The 16,481-nt window shown below is 63.3% G+C and carries 11 protein-coding genes and 1 tRNA gene; 1 reads left to right on the forward strand and 11 read right to left on the reverse strand.

Annotated features, from left to right (window positions below):
* Nucleotides 1-104: 104 nt before the first annotated feature.
* The 7 genes from HMPREF0043_RS03690 to HMPREF0043_RS03715 all read right to left on the reverse strand — a co-directional run bounded on the left by HMPREF0043_RS03690 (nucleotide 105) and on the right by HMPREF0043_RS03715 (nucleotide 10,030).
* Complete coding sequence (locus tag HMPREF0043_RS03690; RefSeq protein ID WP_021601531.1) at nucleotides 105-809, reverse strand: DUF4391 domain-containing protein; 705 nt, start codon at nucleotides 807-809, stop codon at nucleotides 105-107.
* Nucleotides 802-4,065 (reverse strand): helicase-related protein, encoded by a 3,264-nt coding sequence (locus HMPREF0043_RS03695; protein ID WP_021601532.1) that lies wholly within the window; start codon nucleotides 4,063-4,065, stop codon nucleotides 802-804. The genes HMPREF0043_RS03690 and HMPREF0043_RS03695 overlap by 8 nt, the downstream gene beginning before the upstream one ends.
* Nucleotides 4,066-4,854: 789 nt before the next feature.
* Nucleotides 4,855-6,576 (reverse strand): ATP-binding cassette domain-containing protein, encoded by a 1,722-nt coding sequence (locus HMPREF0043_RS10995; protein WP_021601533.1) that lies wholly within the window; start codon nucleotides 6,574-6,576, stop codon nucleotides 4,855-4,857.
* A gap of 168 nt (nucleotides 6,577-6,744) precedes the next feature.
* Nucleotides 6,745-6,821: transfer RNA gene (locus tag HMPREF0043_RS03700), tRNA-Pro, on the reverse strand.
* Between the two features lie 318 nt (nucleotides 6,822-7,139).
* A complete protein-coding gene (locus tag HMPREF0043_RS03705; protein ID WP_021601534.1) occupies nucleotides 7,140-8,300 on the reverse strand; it encodes an MFS transporter in 1,161 nt (386 codons plus the stop codon).
* Nucleotides 8,301-8,357: 57 nt separating this feature from the next.
* Nucleotides 8,358-8,951, reverse strand: a complete 594-nt coding sequence (locus HMPREF0043_RS03710; RefSeq protein ID WP_021601535.1) for a TetR/AcrR family transcriptional regulator — start codon at nucleotides 8,949-8,951, stop codon at nucleotides 8,358-8,360.
* Nucleotides 8,952-9,130: 179 nt separating this feature from the next.
* Nucleotides 9,131-10,030 carry a LysR family transcriptional regulator gene (locus tag HMPREF0043_RS03715; protein WP_021601536.1) on the reverse strand — a complete coding sequence of 300 codons (900 nt, stop codon included), beginning with the start codon at nucleotides 10,028-10,030 and terminating at the stop codon, nucleotides 9,131-9,133.
* A gap of 94 nt (nucleotides 10,031-10,124) precedes the next feature.
* Here HMPREF0043_RS03715 and HMPREF0043_RS03720 point away from each other — a divergent pair, with 94 nt between their 5' ends.
* Nucleotides 10,125-11,033, forward strand: coding sequence for an NAD(P)-dependent oxidoreductase (locus tag HMPREF0043_RS03720; protein ID WP_040317779.1), 909 nt, complete (start codon nucleotides 10,125-10,127; stop codon nucleotides 11,031-11,033).
* A 94-nt stretch (nucleotides 11,034-11,127) separates the two neighbouring features.
* Here HMPREF0043_RS03720 and der read toward each other — a convergent pair whose 3' ends face one another.
* The 4 genes from der to HMPREF0043_RS03740 all read right to left on the reverse strand — a co-directional run bounded on the left by der (nucleotide 11,128) and on the right by HMPREF0043_RS03740 (nucleotide 16,400).
* Nucleotides 11,128-12,675, reverse strand: a complete 1,548-nt coding sequence (gene der, locus HMPREF0043_RS03725; protein WP_021601538.1) for a ribosome biogenesis GTPase Der — start codon at nucleotides 12,673-12,675, stop codon at nucleotides 11,128-11,130.
* Nucleotides 12,672-14,471: a prephenate dehydrogenase gene (locus HMPREF0043_RS11900; RefSeq protein ID WP_021601539.1), complete on the reverse strand. Its 1,800-nt coding sequence runs from the start codon at nucleotides 14,469-14,471 to the stop codon at nucleotides 12,672-12,674. The genes der and HMPREF0043_RS11900 overlap by 4 nt, the downstream gene beginning before the upstream one ends.
* Entirely contained in the window at nucleotides 14,468-15,211 is a 744-nt protein-coding gene (locus tag HMPREF0043_RS11675) for a pseudouridine synthase (protein ID WP_021601540.1), read from the reverse strand. Before HMPREF0043_RS11675 ends, HMPREF0043_RS11900 begins: the two co-directional genes overlap by 4 nt.
* A gap of 337 nt (nucleotides 15,212-15,548) precedes the next feature.
* Nucleotides 15,549-16,400: a ParA family protein gene (locus HMPREF0043_RS03740; protein ID WP_021601541.1), complete on the reverse strand. Its 852-nt coding sequence runs from the start codon at nucleotides 16,398-16,400 to the stop codon at nucleotides 15,549-15,551.
* Nucleotides 16,401-16,481 lie beyond the last annotated feature (81 nt).

Consider the following 16,481-nt stretch of genomic DNA (forward strand, 5'->3'; position numbering starts at 1 on the left):
CTTCCTCCGAAGGTCGGAGCACAACTCGCATCGCGGACCTGTGAGGATTCAGCCTGCAAAGGACCGTAAGGCGTCCTCCGGCGAGGGAGAAGGTCAGGGCGATGTCATGCGTAGCTTCGGCGGACCTCCGCATTCGCGTTCTCGCCGATGAATTCGGCCAATTCCTCGCGTTTCGCTCTGATCGTGCGATACAGCTCCACTTTGCGATTGAATTGCCTCTCTCTACCGGCTTTGCGTTCAAGCATCGCGATCTCTCGCTCGAGCCTGCCGGCCTGTTTCAACCTTGCGGTGATTTCCGATACGTCCTCGCCCGGGCGGATCTTCACCTGCGCCAGCGATTCCAAGATCGCAGCGTAAAGGCAAGGCAGCGTGGCGGCCTCCGGGAGGGGCCGTCGCGGAGCGTCGTCGGGCTGCCAGCCGGTTGTGAAATACCGGCTGATCTTCGCGGTGCGCGCCTCGAACCGCTTGTGGGCGGCGGCCATCCGCACTTCCCTCCTCTCCCCCGGGCTGCGAGCGATTTCGAAGACGATGGGAAAGGGGATCGCCTTGTCGATCGCCGTCAGCACCTGCTTGGAGACATCGGCGTCTCTGGCGTCGATTCGAAGGACCTGCACTTCGGGGACGTCGGCGGTTCCCTGAAGATCGATGGTGGCTTCGGCCAGCTTGTAACGCCAGGTGACGCATTGCACCTCCGAGGCGAACTTCTCTCGCACGGCGGGGGTGAAGGCAGGGTGATCGAAGAACTTCCCTTCGGGCACACGGCTGCCGAATTCCGCTGCGGCGGGCCAAAGGTACAGCAGATCAGCCACTGGCTCTCGCTCCCTCGAGGTCTACGACGGCGATGAAGGCGATCAGCTCGAAATCGTCGAGGCCCGCGATGGTCTGGGTCAGCGCCGTCGTGTGCCCTGGCGTGAACAGGCTGTCGACATCGCGTTTCTCCGTGACGTCGATCATCGAGTGGATCGCGCCGGTGAGCAGCTCGGAGTACGCGTCCATCCGAACCCCGTCGCGGGTGGCCCTGTTGAAAATGCGGACGACCTCCCCGATAGGCTCGTCGTAGGGACGGCAGCCGGAGCGGATGAGGTCGAGTTGCCTCTTGGCCTCCGTGTGATCGGCGACCACGTTTCCGGCGTCGTCCAAGTAGACGAGGTAGTAGGGGTGGAGTCGGTTGCCGCGATTGATGTTCTCGTCCGCATTCACGTTTCGCAGCGCGAAGATCACCCCGGGCACGAGGCCTTTTCCCGAATCCGCCGGTATGACCGCGTGCAGGCCCTTGGGCGCGGCGGCGAGATCGCCGTACTCCTTGACATAGGCGAGCAGATCCATTCGGAAATCGTTGAGACCGAGGTCGGTGATGGACACGCCGGTGCGCACGTCTTCGAGCTCGATGACCTCGTCTTGGAGTTTGCGAAGCTGCTCCTTGCGGAAATCGGTGTCGTCATCGTCCGGTTTGAGGATGTTGTCATCGCCTGTGGCCACGAGATTGGCCACGGCCATTCGATTCTCGACTCGTTCCTTGAGGTTGATGTATTCGTCCAAGGAAATGTCAGGCCAGAAATTGACCATTTGAATCTGCTTGTTCGTGGAACCTATGCGATCGATGCGGCCGAATCGTTGGATGATGCGCACAGGGTTCCAATGGATATCGTAATTCACCATGTAATCGCAGTCCTGGAGATTCTGGCCTTCGCTGATGACGTCAGTGCCGAAGAGTATGTCTATTTCGTCGGTTTTTCCGGGCATGATCAGATGGCGCTGCTTCGATCGAGGCGAAAACAGAGTCAGGACCTCTTGGACGTCGTAACCGGTGCCGAGTGTGGTTTTAGCGCCGCTGCCGCCGCCGGTGACGAGCGCCGTCGTCAATCCGATGGCTTCGAAGGCCGGCGAGAGTTCGCGGTAGAGGTACTCGGCGGTGTCGGCGAAGGCGGAGAACACCAGGACTTTGCGGTTTCCGGGATTGACGGGAAACCGGATTTTGCCCTGAATGAGGCGGCGGAGCTTTTGAAGTTTGGCATCGTGGTCAGGGGTGATCTTCCGCATCTCATCCAAAAGCTCGGAGAGGGTTTCGCGGTCATTCCACAGGTCCCGCTGCCACGATTGGATGTCGATATCCTCCAGATCGATTCTTATCTTCTCGCCCAGAGTGAACACCTCGATATTCACATCCTCTTCGTCCAAGTCGAGTTCGGACAAATCCGGTTTCACATCGTCGGGTCCGACTGCGCCCCAGCTGATGTGGCTGAGGGCTCTCGTAACGGATGCTTCGATCTTGGAAAGCGTGAGCCGGAAGGCGTCAACGGAGCTTTCCAGCCGCTTGAGGAGGTTGACCGTCATCAGTTTCTTCAACCCCTCCTCTCGCCCGGCCTGGCCGAGATTCGAGCGGCTGTTGCCCGCGGTGACGGCGTAGAGATCCTCGTACTTGCTTCGCCTATTCGGGAACACATAGGCCAGCGGAGTGTAGACGGCCAAGGTAAGCGCCTGAAGCTGCTCGAAGATCTCGTTGAAATCCGGCACATTCGGCAAGTCCGTGAGGGGCTCGCGGATCGAGAGGGGTGCGAGCCTCTCGGGGAACGCGCCGATTTCAGTGGTGTCGTAGAACGCCTGGATGTGTTTGCGGGAGCGGGCGATGGTGACCGAATCGAGCAGTTCGAAGAAATCGAAGTCGAGCATCTGAAGGATGCGGTCAGTCGTGCGGTACTCCGGATCGAGCTCTGACCACTCGTTGAACACTCGCTGTGCGTCGGCGAACACCTTCTCCACCGTCGTGGAGATGTGCAGCTTTCTGGCAAGATTCTCGGATTCTCCCTCGTAGGCGAGTTGCAGTTGATTCTTCAGATCGTTGAACCGATTGTTCACCGGGGTCGCGGAGAGCATCAGCACCTTGGTCTTCACGCCTTCCCGGATGACTTTGCGCATGAGCCTCTGGTAGCGCGTTTCCCTGCCTTCGGAGTAATCCGCATTGCGGAAATTATGCGATTCGTCGATCACCAGGAGGTCGTAGTTGCCCCAATTGATGCGATCCAACGGTATCCCCAGGGACATGCCCTTCTTCCGCGACAGATCGGTATGCGCGAGAACATCGTAGTTGAAACGGTCTTCGGCGAAAATATTGGTCGTCAGATTCGCATTGTAATTCGTCCAATTTTCGGCGAGTTTCTTCGGGCAGAGGACCAACACCGATTTATTCCGCAATTCATAGTACTTGATGACGGCCAATGCAGTGAATGTCTTTCCCAAACCAACGCTGTCCGCTAAAATGCAACCGTTGTAGGTCTCCAATTTATTGATGATTCCCATGGCGGCGTCATACTGGAAATTATACAGGCTTTTCCAAACTTTCGTATCCTGGTATCCGGTGCGATCGTTGGGTAGAACGTCTTCGCTTATGTCATCGAGGAAGTTAGCGAACAAGTTGTACAGGATGAGAAAATAAATACGCGCCGGAGAATTCTCCGTGTATACTGCGGCGATGTGTTCGTATACCGCCTCAGTGACGTCTTGACGTTGGTTGGGATTATTCCAGATACTATCGAATAGTTGCATATACTGTTTTGCATCTGAACTATCGTTGATGCGATTCACAAAGCTCGATATGGAGTTTCCCTGCTCATAGCCGAGATCCGCTGTTGTGAAACCCTGTAGTTGAGTATACGCAATACGATCGTTGATAACCGCAAATTGTTGCATCTGACTTCCGGTGGCGTTGGATCCGAAAGATACTTTGCGTCGCACCCAGTCTGCGCACTCACGGGCAATCGCGCGTTGAGTCAGCTTATTGCGCAGTCTGATCTCGAATTCCGATCCGTACAGGCTGGATTCGGCGTGCCCCGGCGGAATGAAGAATTCGCGGCGCTCCTTGCGCAGCTTGTCCGTCACTTTGTCTGTAACGAACGACGGCGAAGTGAAGATGAACTTCAGCTCGGATATCTGTTCCAGCTCTTCGCGCAATGCTTCGAAGGCGAAAATCGAAAACGTCGACGCCGCGATTCGCACCTTCGAACCCGGCGTGATCGCGGCTTTCAGATCGTCTCCGAGGAGTTCGTTGACATTATCGATGATGGGCATGTCCTAGACCTCTGGATGTTGCGGTGAGCATCGTCCTCATGATACTCCGTGAAACTGTTGTTCCCACTTGCCCGATATCGCTGAGGGCAGTGGAAGAGAATACGGCGGGCCGCCGACGTCTGCCGTGAGGCGGGCGTGCCAGCGGCTATTCGGGAGGAGTCCGCCGTCGGCAATCTCATGCGATGCCGAGGTGAGCGGCGGTATTCTTGGCTGACAGTCACGGCGTCGTCACATCAGATCTCCCCTTGTCCGTGAGTTCGGCGTAAACCGACTCAATGATACGCCGTCCGGGCTCGATTCGCGGATTCGGGGTTCCGGCCGCCTGCCGGTTAGGGCGAACCTTCTCGACTGCAGCGTTTCGACGCAGTTTCGAACGTCCCTGCCCTCCTTCCGCCGCCCCGGCTCCAGGACCTGTTCGGGCGTGATGCCCGGCGTGAGCTCCATACACGCATCCCGCCGGACCGCGCACGGAGCGGGGACAGCCCGCCGGCAGGAGGAAGCGGAGTCGATCCGACCAATCGGGAGGCGGTCATTTTGCAACACAGCAGGCGGCCTCTGCGCTCGACGCCGTGGACGACGCGCCCGTCGGGCGGGGCGATCCACAGCCTGAACTCGCGGGACGCCTTCGATCGTGCAACCGTGCCCCGTCGGAGCCGTCATGGTGAATCCGGCCAGTGGCGCCTTGCCTCGGCGATCAGAGTACGCCCGATGAGGAGCGCCGACCGCCCTTCCGAGTCGTCCGCTTTCGCGGAGACGATGTACTCCATCAAATAAATTTAGTATAAATTATTAGCTAAACCGAATGATCAAGTAAGCATTTTCGACTAGCAATTTACTAGCTCCATGTGCTGCAACTAATACTATGCGTTTTAAACTCTCTTCTAGTAAAATATTTTCGATGATCATTTTAGAAGAAGGATCCAAATTTGAAGTGACTTCATCAGTTATAAGTACAGGAGCGATTCGTGTCAAAGCTCTAGCTAAAACTATTCTGCGTCCCTCTCCGAATGATAAAGTCTGATTAGTTGAAGACATAACACGATTTTCCAAATATGAAAGCGAAACTCTGTAAAGATTCGCTCGCGCTCTTACACCTATATTTCCATCAATCGCATGCGGATATGTTATAGATTCCATAATAGAACCATTGAATATAGAATTCTCTTGGCCAGCATAAGAAAAGATATTGAATCTATCTATAATATTTAAATCATTTAAATTTTCTCCATTCCACATAAAACTACCTGACGATGGTAAATAACCGATTCCTAACAAAGAACGGAGGAAGGTAGATTTTCCTGACCCACTCTTTCCTTCAATTAGTATCAATCCGTTTTTCTTTACGTTCACATCAGGCAAGGTTAAAATTCGTTTATTCGGCATAGTAATTTTCAGATTTTTCCATGACAATTCTTTCGCTTGCTTAATTTGTTTTTTAATATATTTTCTTGATATATAATTTATATTATAGTATTTTTCTTCTTTTTCAGTTCTATTTAAATATTGAATTATATTACTTGCTGAAACTGCACCTTTTTGCACATTTTGGTATGCTTTAGACAGATTTACAGCTGGAGAATAAAATTTAGATAAGTAGAGCATTAAAGTGGCTATGAATCCAAGTTGTATTTTCCCTAAGGCCGTTAAAAAAGTAATAAAGCATAAGGCGGTGGATATTGCTAATATACGTAAAATACTAACATTTAACATTAATTTAGCTAAATTAAAGTTTGCCTGTGACATATAGTGATTGATTGCCGTTATATAGTTTGTAGTTTTCCTATTTTCTTTTTTAATACCATTAAAAAGTCTTACAGTTACCCAATTTGTAACAGCATCATCTGCATGACGAGATAAATTTGTTTCCTCATTACGAATTGAAGTAGCTAACTGTCTTTGTTTTTCGCCCGCCTTTTTAGCTATAAAAAAGATGGGAAACATTGGAAGCAAAAGGAATAAGAGCGCTTCCCAACTAATGAAATAAATAACAATGCACATGCAAAAAGTATCAATTAAGTCAGAAATTACAGTAGTAAGAGGCGTACTATATAAATCACTCAAATTTTGACAATCTGAAGTGATTATATATGCAACTTGACTTCTTTCATTAACATTATTTTCATTTATAGGAATAATAGAATTACATAATGCTGTTTTAGCTTTAATTATTATCTTATTTGTTAAATTAATTGTTTGTTTACCATATAATATTCTAAATATATCACTGATAAACATTGAAACTGAAAAAGCTAAAATATATTTAATTATGCCATTCCAGCTAAGTATATATTGTAATGTGGCATTTTTTCTTAATAAATCGGCAGTTGAATCTACAATAGAAGCAAATACAAGCGGTACCATAACAGCAAGAATTGATGATAATATTCCTAATATGAATAAAACTAATAGACGATAATTAAAACAATTAAAATATTGTAACGTATGTATGAACTGTTTGCGTACTGATACATTATTTGACGTGTAATAAGATTTGAATGATCGAAATTTCATGGTTAATTCACAGATCCTTTGCTCCTAAATTATTTAAAAATGATTTTACAGCTTTGGATCCTTCAAGATGACGCCATGCAAAACAAACTCCTCTACTAAAGGAGTCGTTGTTTTCGAACATAATTTCCCGCTTAGGAGACAAACCTAGAATTTGGATATGCGTCCCCGTGGTCGGGCTGGCGGGATTTGAACCCACGACCCCTTGACCCCCAGTCAAGTGCGCTACCAAACTGCGCCACAGCCCGTTGCTACCGGATAGAGAATACATCACCGGCCTTAATTTTCCAAAGCGCAGCGAACTAGGGCTTTTTCAGGCCTATTTTCCTGCCGCATATCCGTCCGAATTTCCTGTGGGGTCCCTGTTCTTTCAAAGGGGACCCCACAGGCTTCATGCACCGCTCGGATCTCCGAGCGATCGCACTGTCGCGGCGTCACCGGCCGTGTGACCTGCTTTCGAAGGCGCTTGTCACAGCGATCAGGCGAATCCCGCTTTCGATCGGAGTGCTTTCAAAACCAGGACGGCCGAACGGGTGAGCGCGAAAGGCGTCGACGCCGGCGGCGGGCTACTCCCCCGAACTCGGACGGGGCATCCAGACCAGGGAGAGGCTGCCGAACACGGCGAGGACGCCGGCGGCGATCACCATGGCGGAGGTGAACCCGACTTCCTGGACGCCGAAGCCCGTCAGCAGCGGCCCGACCGCCAGGCCCGCCGCGTAGGCGAGGTTGTACAGGGCGAACGAGCCTCCCAGCGTGGGCGGCTGCGACCGGAAGCCCTGCTCGCTCATGAGGGTGGTCGCCGGGGCGAGCAGCAGCGCGGAGGAGAGCCCGAGCAGGGCCATTCCGACGCCCGTCTGCCAGAGGTTGCCGGCCCATCCGATCACCAGCAGGGCCGCGGCCACCATGGCGACTCCGGCCCCGATGAGCACGCGCGGCGACGTCCCCGCCACGAACCGCCCGACGACGGGATTGGCGACGATGCCCGCCAGCGCGGCCACCCCGAACAGGAGGCCGATCGCCGTGCTGGACGCGCGCCCGCCCAGATGCCCCGGCAAGACGGGCTGCACGGCCGCGAGGACCGCTGCGCCGATGGCGATGGTGACGACGATCGCCGAGGAGCCGGGGACCTTGAGGACCGCCAGCGGCCCGGCGGGATCGTCGGTCTGCCGGGGCGACCCCGGGACCAGGCAGAGCAGGGCCGCCAGATCGAGGGCCGCGACGGCGGCGGCGACGTAGAACGGTGAGGCCGCGCCGAAGGCGTCGACGAGAAACCCGGCCAGGGGCGGGCCGACGAGCACGCCCAGGGAGATCGTCGACAGTGCGACGCCCATCATCTGGCCGCGCCGCTCGAAGCCGGTCGTGGCGGCGATGAGCGAGAGCGCCGCCACCCACGACATGCCGCCGGCGATCCCCTGCGCGAACCGCGCGAGGAGGAGAAGCCAGTACGGCCCTCCCGCCGAGAACAGCAGCGTGGCTCCGGTCAGGACGACCAGGCCGGCCACGAGCGGCATCTTGGGGCCCCGCCGGTCGACGATGCGGCCGGCGAACAGGGTCGAGACGATCATCGCCACCGCGTAGGAGGCGAAGAGGATCCCCGTGGCGGCGCTCCCCTGTTCGAGCACCGCGGGAAGGAGCGGCAGGACGGGGATCGCCAGGCCGTGCAGGAGCATGTCGGTGAACAGGACGGCGGCGGCCACCGCCGTCGCCCGGCCGGGCGAGACGTCCACCCGGCGTGAGATTCGATCAGTTGTCGTATCGGTTGTCATGGAAACGTCAGTGTCTTTCTACGTGAGCAACCCCCTCGTCAGAGCGGCGGCCGCCGCGTCGAGCTCGACGGGTTGCGGAAGGTCGTCGGGACGGGTCACCGCCGTGACGGTGAGCCCCTGGAGGAGCACGAGGACCAGGCCCGCGGCCGTCCGGGGCGAGGTGGACGGCCGGGTCCCGTCGAGCGCGGCGAGGATGCGATCCCGCCAGGCGTCCATCGCGTCGTGCTTGCGCGCGCTGCCGTGCGCGCCGTCGTTCATCGCCTGAGGGGCCACGAGCACGGTCGTGGAGGCCAGAGCCCGGAAGCGTTGGTCGCCGTGCAGCAGCGTGACGAACTCCTTCAGGAGGGATTCCAGCCATTCGCGGGGATCGGTGGGCCGGCCGGAGCCGTCGAAGAGACGGCTGGCGTACTCGGACCACCCCCACTCCAGCGCCTCGGCCAGAAGGTCGCCCTTCGACCGGAAGTGGTGGTGCAGGGCGCCCCGCGTCACCCCCGCCCGCTCAGCGATGCAGTCGAACGTTGCCCCCCGCCACCCCTTCGCCTCGAAGGATTCCAGCGCTGCCGCGAGCAGCGCCCGACGCGTCATCGCCGCGTCGTCAGCACTTCGTTTCATACATACATGATAACACGTATGTATGGTGGACGTGGGAATTATGATGGACGCGGGAATCCGGGCGGAAGGGCCATGTTCCGGCCGAGCGAGATCCGGCTGCGGAATGTCGCGGGCTCGAGGGCCGCAAGCCTTTCGGCTGGGTGGAAGTGGCGGCCGCCCGCACCGGGCGTCCGGGGCTTTTACGCCCGGCTGCCGCTCAGCTCGACGAGCGCCGTGCGAACCATCTCCACCGCAGAGTCGGGGTCGGCGACCTTGCGGCGCGTGGCCACGTACAGGGTGTTGACCAGCGGAGTCTCGGGCTCGTGCAGCACCACCAGGTCGCCCTTGGCGATGCGGTCCTCGGCGAGGTACTTGGGCAGCACCGTCATCCCCGCCCCCCGCGCGGCGATCCCCGCCAGAACCCTCATGTCGGGCACCACGACGGCCCTGCGCAGCCTGCTCGGGCGGCGCCCGAAGACGACCCGCCAGTAGCGCCGCACGATCGAGAGGGTGGCGTCGTAGGCGAGGATGGGGATCGTGTCGATGCTCCGCGCCGCCTGCTCCGTCCAGCAGGGATGGGCCACGAGCACGAGCTCCTCGTCGAAGATCGGCTCGAAGGCGATGCCCGACCGCCGCGGGGCCGCCGTGCTGACGATCATGTCCACCTGGCCGGTGGTCATCGACTCGATGAGCTCGTCGCCCACGCCGAAGCGGACGTTGAGCCGCAGACTGCCTGGAAGCATCTGAGTGATCCGGGGCAGGACGACCATCGACAGGAACTCCGCGGGCCCGGCGATGAACACAGTGCGTTCCCCCGAGCCGGCCTGCCTGATCCCCGCGTGGACCGCCTTGGCGAGGGCGTCCACGGGCCGGGAGACGCGATCGGCGAAATCCTTGCCGCGGTCGGTGGCGACCATGCCGACGTGGGTCCGCTCGAACAGGCGGCACCCCAGCCGCCGTTCCAGAGAGACGATCTTCGAGGAGACGGACGCGGGGGCCATGCCCAGCTCATCCGCCGCCTTGGAAATCGAGCCGTTGCGGTACACCGCGACGAAAGCCCGCAACGTGTCCCACGATACTCTGTCCGTCCGACCGCCCATGTGTGTTCGCCTGTCTGCAGTTGTTGCCTCGGCCTCCGACTATAGCTCACCAACCGGGGAGTAACCTGGAAGGCGTGTCGGCTACGATGGCTTCGTGACGAGAATCGTAGTGTCAGTGCCCGACGGCGGATACGCGCGGGCCTTCCGGGACCTCGACGTCGAGGTCGCCGTCTGGCCCATGGACGGGCCGGCGCCGCGCCGCGCGATCGACATGGTGGCCGTCCCCGAATACCGCGAGTTCGCACTCCTCGAGCGCCTGGACTCCGTCGAGCCGGGGTCCCTCGTGCAGCTGGCGTCCATCGGATACGACGGCGCGGCCGAGCACGCCCCCGCGGGATTCGCCGTCGCCAACGCCGCGGGCGTGCGCGAGGCGCCCACCGCCGAGTTCGCCGTAGGCCTCATCGTCGCCGCCCTCCGCGGCATACACCTGGCGGCGCGCAACCAGACGTCCGGCTCGTGGAACCGCCTCCTCGTCCCGGCCATGGCGGGCTCGACGGCGCTCATCGTGGGAACCGGGGGCGTCGGCCGGGCGATCGCCGACAGGCTCGTCCCCTTCGGCGTCGACATCCTGCGCGTGGCCAGATCCGAACGCGAGGACGACCTCGGCCGCGTCCACTCCCGGGAGGACCTCGGCGAGCTCCTCCCGCGCGCCGACGTCGTGGTGATCGCCGTCCCGCTCGACGACGCCACGCGCCGCATGGTCGACGACTCCTTCCTCGGCTCCATGCGGGACGGCGCGCTCCTCGTCAACATCGCGCGCGGCGAAGTCGCCGACACCGACGCGCTCGTCCGGCACGCGGGCCGCATCAGGCTCGCCCTCGACGTCGTGGACCCCGAGCCCCTGCCGGCGGACCACCCGCTGTGGCAGGCGGCCGACCTCCTCACCCCGCACATGGCCGGTCTGCCGGCTAAGCGCGACCCGAGGCTCCTGGCCCTCCTTCGCCGCCAGGCCGAACACCTCGTCGCCGGCGAGGCGCCCGAGAACGTCGTCCTGCACACCTGACGCCACCCGCGGCCCGGCCGATTCGACGGGGCGCCCCGCCGGCGGGCCGGCTGTGGCAGCCACGACCCCTGGATGCGGCAACCGCGCCCCCGCCTTACCGGCGCTTCCTGCGCTCGCGCACCCGCACCGATATCTGTATGGGCGTCCCCGGGAAGCCGAAGCGCTCGCGCAGCCGGTTCTCGATGAAGCGCCGGTATCCGGCCTCCAGGAAGCCGCTGGCGAACAGGACGAAGCGCGGCGGGCGGACGCTCGGCTGCGTGGCGAAGAGTATCCGCGGCTGCCTGCCTCCGCGGACGGGATGGGGATGCGCGGCGGCCAGCTCGCCGAGGAAGGAGTTGAGCCGCCCCGTGGGGATCCGCCTGTCCCACGAGTCGAGCGCGGTCTGCATGGCGCGGGTGAGCCTGTTGGCGTGCCACCCCGTCTTGGCCGACAGGTTGACGCGCTCGGCCCAGCGGATCTGGACGAGTTCGCGCTCCATCTCCCGGTCCAGTTCGGCGCGGCGGTCGCCGGAGACGAGATCCCATTTGTTGCATACGAGCACGAGCGCCCGCCCGGCGTCGATCACCTGCTGCATGACGCGCACGTCCTGCTCGGTGAGGGGCTCGGAGGCGTCCAGGAGGACCAGCCCGAGCTCGGCCTTTTCCAGCGCCGCCTGCGTGCGCAGCGAGGCGTAGAAGTCCGCGCCCTTCGCCTGGCGGACGCGGCGGCGGACGCCCGCGGTGTCGACGAACGTCCACGGGCGCCCGTCCAGTTCGACGGTCTCGTCCACCGGGTCGCGAGTCGTGCCCGCGAGGGGGTCGACGACAACGCGCTCGGCCTGCGCTAGGCGGTTGAGGAGCGAGGACTTGCCGACGTTGGGGCGCCCGAGGATCGCGATGCGGCGGGGCCCGCCGGCCGGCGCCGGGCCGGCCGCCGCCGACTCTTCGGGCAGAGCCGCGAGGGCGGCGTCGAGCAGGGTCCCCATCCCTCGGCCGTGCATGGCCGAGACGGGGTGCGGCTCGCCCAGTCCAAGCCCCCACAAAACGGCCGCGTCCGACTCCTGGACCGCCGAGTCCACCTTGTTCGCCGCGAGGACCACGGGTCGGCCGGAGCGGCGCAGCAATCTGACGATGTCGGCGTCCGCGTCGGCGATCCCGACGGTGGCGTCCACGACGAGCACCACCGCGTCCGCGGCCTGGACGGCGGCCTCCGACTGCCGGGCGACCGAGGCGTGGATCCCGGCGGCGTCCAGCTCCCACCCGCCCGTGTCGACGAGCGTGAAGTCGCGCCCGTTCCAGGAGGCCGGATAGCTTACCCGGTCGCGGGTCACGCCGGGGGTGTCCTGGACGACGGCCACGCGCCGGCCGACGATCCGGTTGACCAGGGTGGACTTGCCGACGTTGGGGCGCCCGACCACGGCGAGGACCGGCAGCGGCGGGGCGTCGGCCGGCGCGGCGTCCTCGTCCGCGGCCTCCAGCAGCTCGAGGTCCTCGTCGGTCAGCTCGTAGGCGTCCAGACCGGAGCGCAGGGCGTCCGTGCGCCGCTCGTCCCCGGCGGGCCAGCCGTCCGGGAGAGGACGCGCGGCGTCGGGGCGGGCTTGGTCGGGATGGGCCTGCGCGCCGTCCGCCCGGGCGGCCTCCGGGCGGTCCGGACGGCCCGTCACCGCCCGCCCTCCGGGACGAGCGAGACGACGGCCTCGACGACTTCCTCGACGCCCATCGCCGAGGAGTCGATCCTCGTCACGCCGTCCGCGGCGGTGAGGAACTCGGCGACGGCGGAGTCGTCGGCGTCGCGGCGCAGGACCTCGTCGCGGGTCGCGGCCACGGCCGCGGCGTCCGCGCTCCCCCGCGTCTCCAAGGCCCGGCGGGCCAGCCGCGCCTCCTTGGAGGCCGTCAGCAGCACGCGCACGTCGGCGTCGGGGGCGACCACCGTGGTGATGTCCCGGCCCTCGGCGACGATCCCGTAACGGGCCCCCTCCACGATCGCGCGCTGACGCCGCACGAGCTCCTCGCGCACTTTCAGGTTCGTGGCCACCTTGGAGACCACCTTGGACAGGCCCGGCGTGCGGATCTGCCGGCTGACGTCCACCCCCGCGACGCAGACGCGCCCATCGTCCGGGTCGAGCGACATCTCCAAGGGCATGGACGCGGCCGCCGCGGCCACCGCCTCCCGGTCGTCCAAATCGACGCCCTCGTGCGCGCACCACCACGCCAGGGCGCGGTACATCGCCCCCGTGTCGAGATAGCCCAGGCCGAGCCGCCGGGCGACCGCCCGGGAGACTGTGGACTTGCCCGACCCCGACGGGCCGTCCACCGCGATGACTGTTCCCACCTCGTGCTCCTTTCCTTCCACGATCGCCTGCCATCCGCGCCTCTCCAACGCGACGGCCAGGCGTGTGGCCTGGCCGGGCAGCACGCTGATCATGGCCCGGCCGACCTTCTGGTTGAGGGAGTGCTCCAGCTGGAGGTCCTCGATGTTGACGCCGATCTGCCCGACCTCCGTCAGCAGGCGTCCCAGCCGGCCGGGCTCGTCGGGGACGAGGACGAAGACGCCCGCGTACCTGCGCGGGGCCCCGCCGTGTTTGCCGGGGATCCGGGCGACGCCGTCGTTGCCCCGCCGGATGGCCGAGGAGACGCCGGCCAGGACGCCGGGCGCGAAGGGATCCTCCTCTCCCCCGTCCAGGGCGGCGATCAAGGCGTCCAGGTTCTTGGCGACCCCGCGCAGCGAGGCGGCCACCGCCGGGGCGTTCTCCGCGATGATCGCCGCCCACAGGCGGGAATCGGAATGGGCGATGCGCGTGACGTCCCGCAGGCCCTGGCCGGCCAGCTCGAGGGCCTGGGCGGGGGCGGAGCGCAGCTCGCCGGCCACGAGCGAGGCGATCAGCTGCGGCATGTGCGAGACGACGGCGGCGGCCGTGTCGTGGGCGGCGGCGTCCATGACGACGGGCAGGGAGCCGACGGCCAGGGCGAGCCGCTGAACGGCTCTGACGGCCTCCTCGCCCCGCGGCGGGCGCCCGTCGCCCTCCGGAAGGCCGCCGACCGGGGTGATCACCCACGGCCGGCCGACGAACAGGTCCGCGTCCGCGGCGATGGCGCCGGACCGTTCGCGCCCCGCCATGGGATGCGACCCCGCGTACCGGTCGGCTCCCGGATGGCCGGCCACCTCCCCGACGATGCGCGCCTTCACGGAGGCGACGTCGGTGACGACGGCCTCCGGGAAGCGGTCGAGGCTGGCCTTGACGACGTCCCCGCTCACGTCGGGCGGCGTGGCGACGACCACGAGCCGCGGGGCGGGCGAATCCTCGGTCGCGATCTCCCCCGCCCCCAGGTCGCGCGCCAGGGCCGCCGACGCCGGCGAGGCGTCCTCCAGCTGCACGCGGGCGCCCAGCTGGCGCAGGCGCAGCCCGAGCGAAGCCCCCAGCAGGCCGCTCCCGACGATGCGGACCGGCGAGGGGATCACAGGTCGACCAGGCGCATGAGCGCGCCGAGCTCGCTTCCCGCCACGACGCGGGTCTTGCCCGGCTTGAGCCGGCCGGCCTCCACGGTGCCGAACTTGGTGCGGACGAGCTCCATGACCGGGTGCCCGACCTCCTCCATGATGCGCCGGACGATGCGGTTGCGCCCCGAATGCAGGGTGATCTCCACGATCGAGTTGCGCTGGGCGGCCTCGCGCAGGACGAAGCCGTCGACCGCGACCGGGCCGTCGTGGAGGGTGACGCCCCGTTTGAGGACGCGCCCCAGCCCCCGCGTGACCGTGCCCTCCACCCGGGCGACGTACGTCTTCGGCACCTCGTAGGAGGGATGGGTGAGCCGGTGGGCGAGCTCGCCGTCGTTGGACAGGAGGATGACGCCCTCGGTGTCCCGGTCGAGCCGCCCGATGTGGAAGAGCCTCTCGGGGCGGTCGGCCACGTACTGGGCCAGGGCGGGCCGACCGCGCTCGTCGACCATGGTGGAGACCACGCCCGGCGGCTTGTACAGGGCGAGGGTCACCTTCGAGGCGTCCAGCTGGACCCGGGCCCCGTCGACGTGGAGGACCGCGGTGGCCGGGTCGATGCGGGTCCCCAGCGAGGTGACGACCTGGCTGTCGACCGTCACCCGGCCGCGGGCGATGAGGTCCTCGCACACGCGGCGCGACCCCACCCCCGCGTGGGCCATGACTTTCTGCAGGCGCTGGCCGCCCGGCACGTGCGGGTCGCTCATCGGTCTCCTTTGCGACGTCGTCGAATTCGTGTGCCTCGGGAGACGGGGCGCCGGCGGCGCGAGTTCGGCGGGCGAGGTTGCCCATCGCCCCGAGGGAATATGCGGTGGCGCCGCAACGGCACCCGAGGCGGCGGTCCCCGCCTCCCCGATGAGTTCGCGCGCGGCGAACGTGCGAACGACGGGATCTACACTAACACCCCCAGGACGGCGTCTACGTCCTCCGGCCGCCTCGCGGCGATGGGCGAGGGAGGGTCGAGACGGGCCGGGGGAACGCGTCGGAACCCGGCGGCGAAGGCCCGCCTTTCTCCGCGGACCGCGGCGGGGGCGCGTCCATGCGCTAGGCGCACTGCCCCCGTGCGACGATCTCGCGTGCGAGCTGGCGGTAGGCCACGGACCCCGGATGGGAGGGGGCGTACAGCGTGATGGGCGCGGCGGCGATGGTCGCGTCGGGGAATTTGACGGTCCGGGAGATGTAGGTCGTGTACACGGTGTCGCCGAAGCCCTGCCGCACGGAGTTGGCGACCTCCCGGGAGTGCAGCGTGCGCGTGTCGACCATGGTCAGCAGCACCCCGTCGGTCTGCAGGCGCGGGTTGAGGCGCTCCTGGACGCGCTCGATCTGCTCGGTGAGGAGGGCGACGCCGCGCATCGCGAAATACTCGGCCTCCAGGGGGATGAGCACGCCGTGCGCGGCGGTGAGGGCGTTGACCGTCAGCAGGCCGAGGGAGGGCTGGCAGTCGATGATGACCAGATCGTAGTCGTCGACGACCGGGCGCAGGACCCGCGAGAGCGCCTGCTCCCGGGCGACTTCGTTGATGAGGACGATCTCGGCGGCCGACAGGTCGATGTTGGCGGGCACGAGGTCGAGGTTCTCGATGCTCGTCGGCACGATGACCTCGTGGAGATTCGGCTTGGCAGCGATGAGCTCGTTGTAGATCGTCCGCTCCAGGGCCCGGGCGTTGATCCCCAGCCCGGCGCTGGCGGCCCCCTGCGGGTCGAAGTCGACGATGAGGATGCGCCGCCCGTACGCCGCCAGGGCGGCCGCCAGGTTGATGGTCGTCGTCGTCTTGCCGACGCCGCCCTTCTGGTTGGACATCGCCACGATGCGGGCGGGCCCGTGGGAGTCGAGCGGGGCGGGAACCGGGAATTCGTCGTCGGCGATCGGCGGGAACAGCGCATCTTGATCGGTCACGCCTCCAGCCTACCTAAGTCAAGGCCCTCGGGTGACTTGCCGCGTATACTTCGCGCACCGTGTCGCGGTCGACGAGCGTGT

This window comes from Actinobaculum sp. oral taxon 183 str. F0552, from assembly GCF_000466165.1.
Classification (GTDB): domain Bacteria; phylum Actinomycetota; class Actinomycetes; order Actinomycetales; family Actinomycetaceae; genus Peptidiphaga.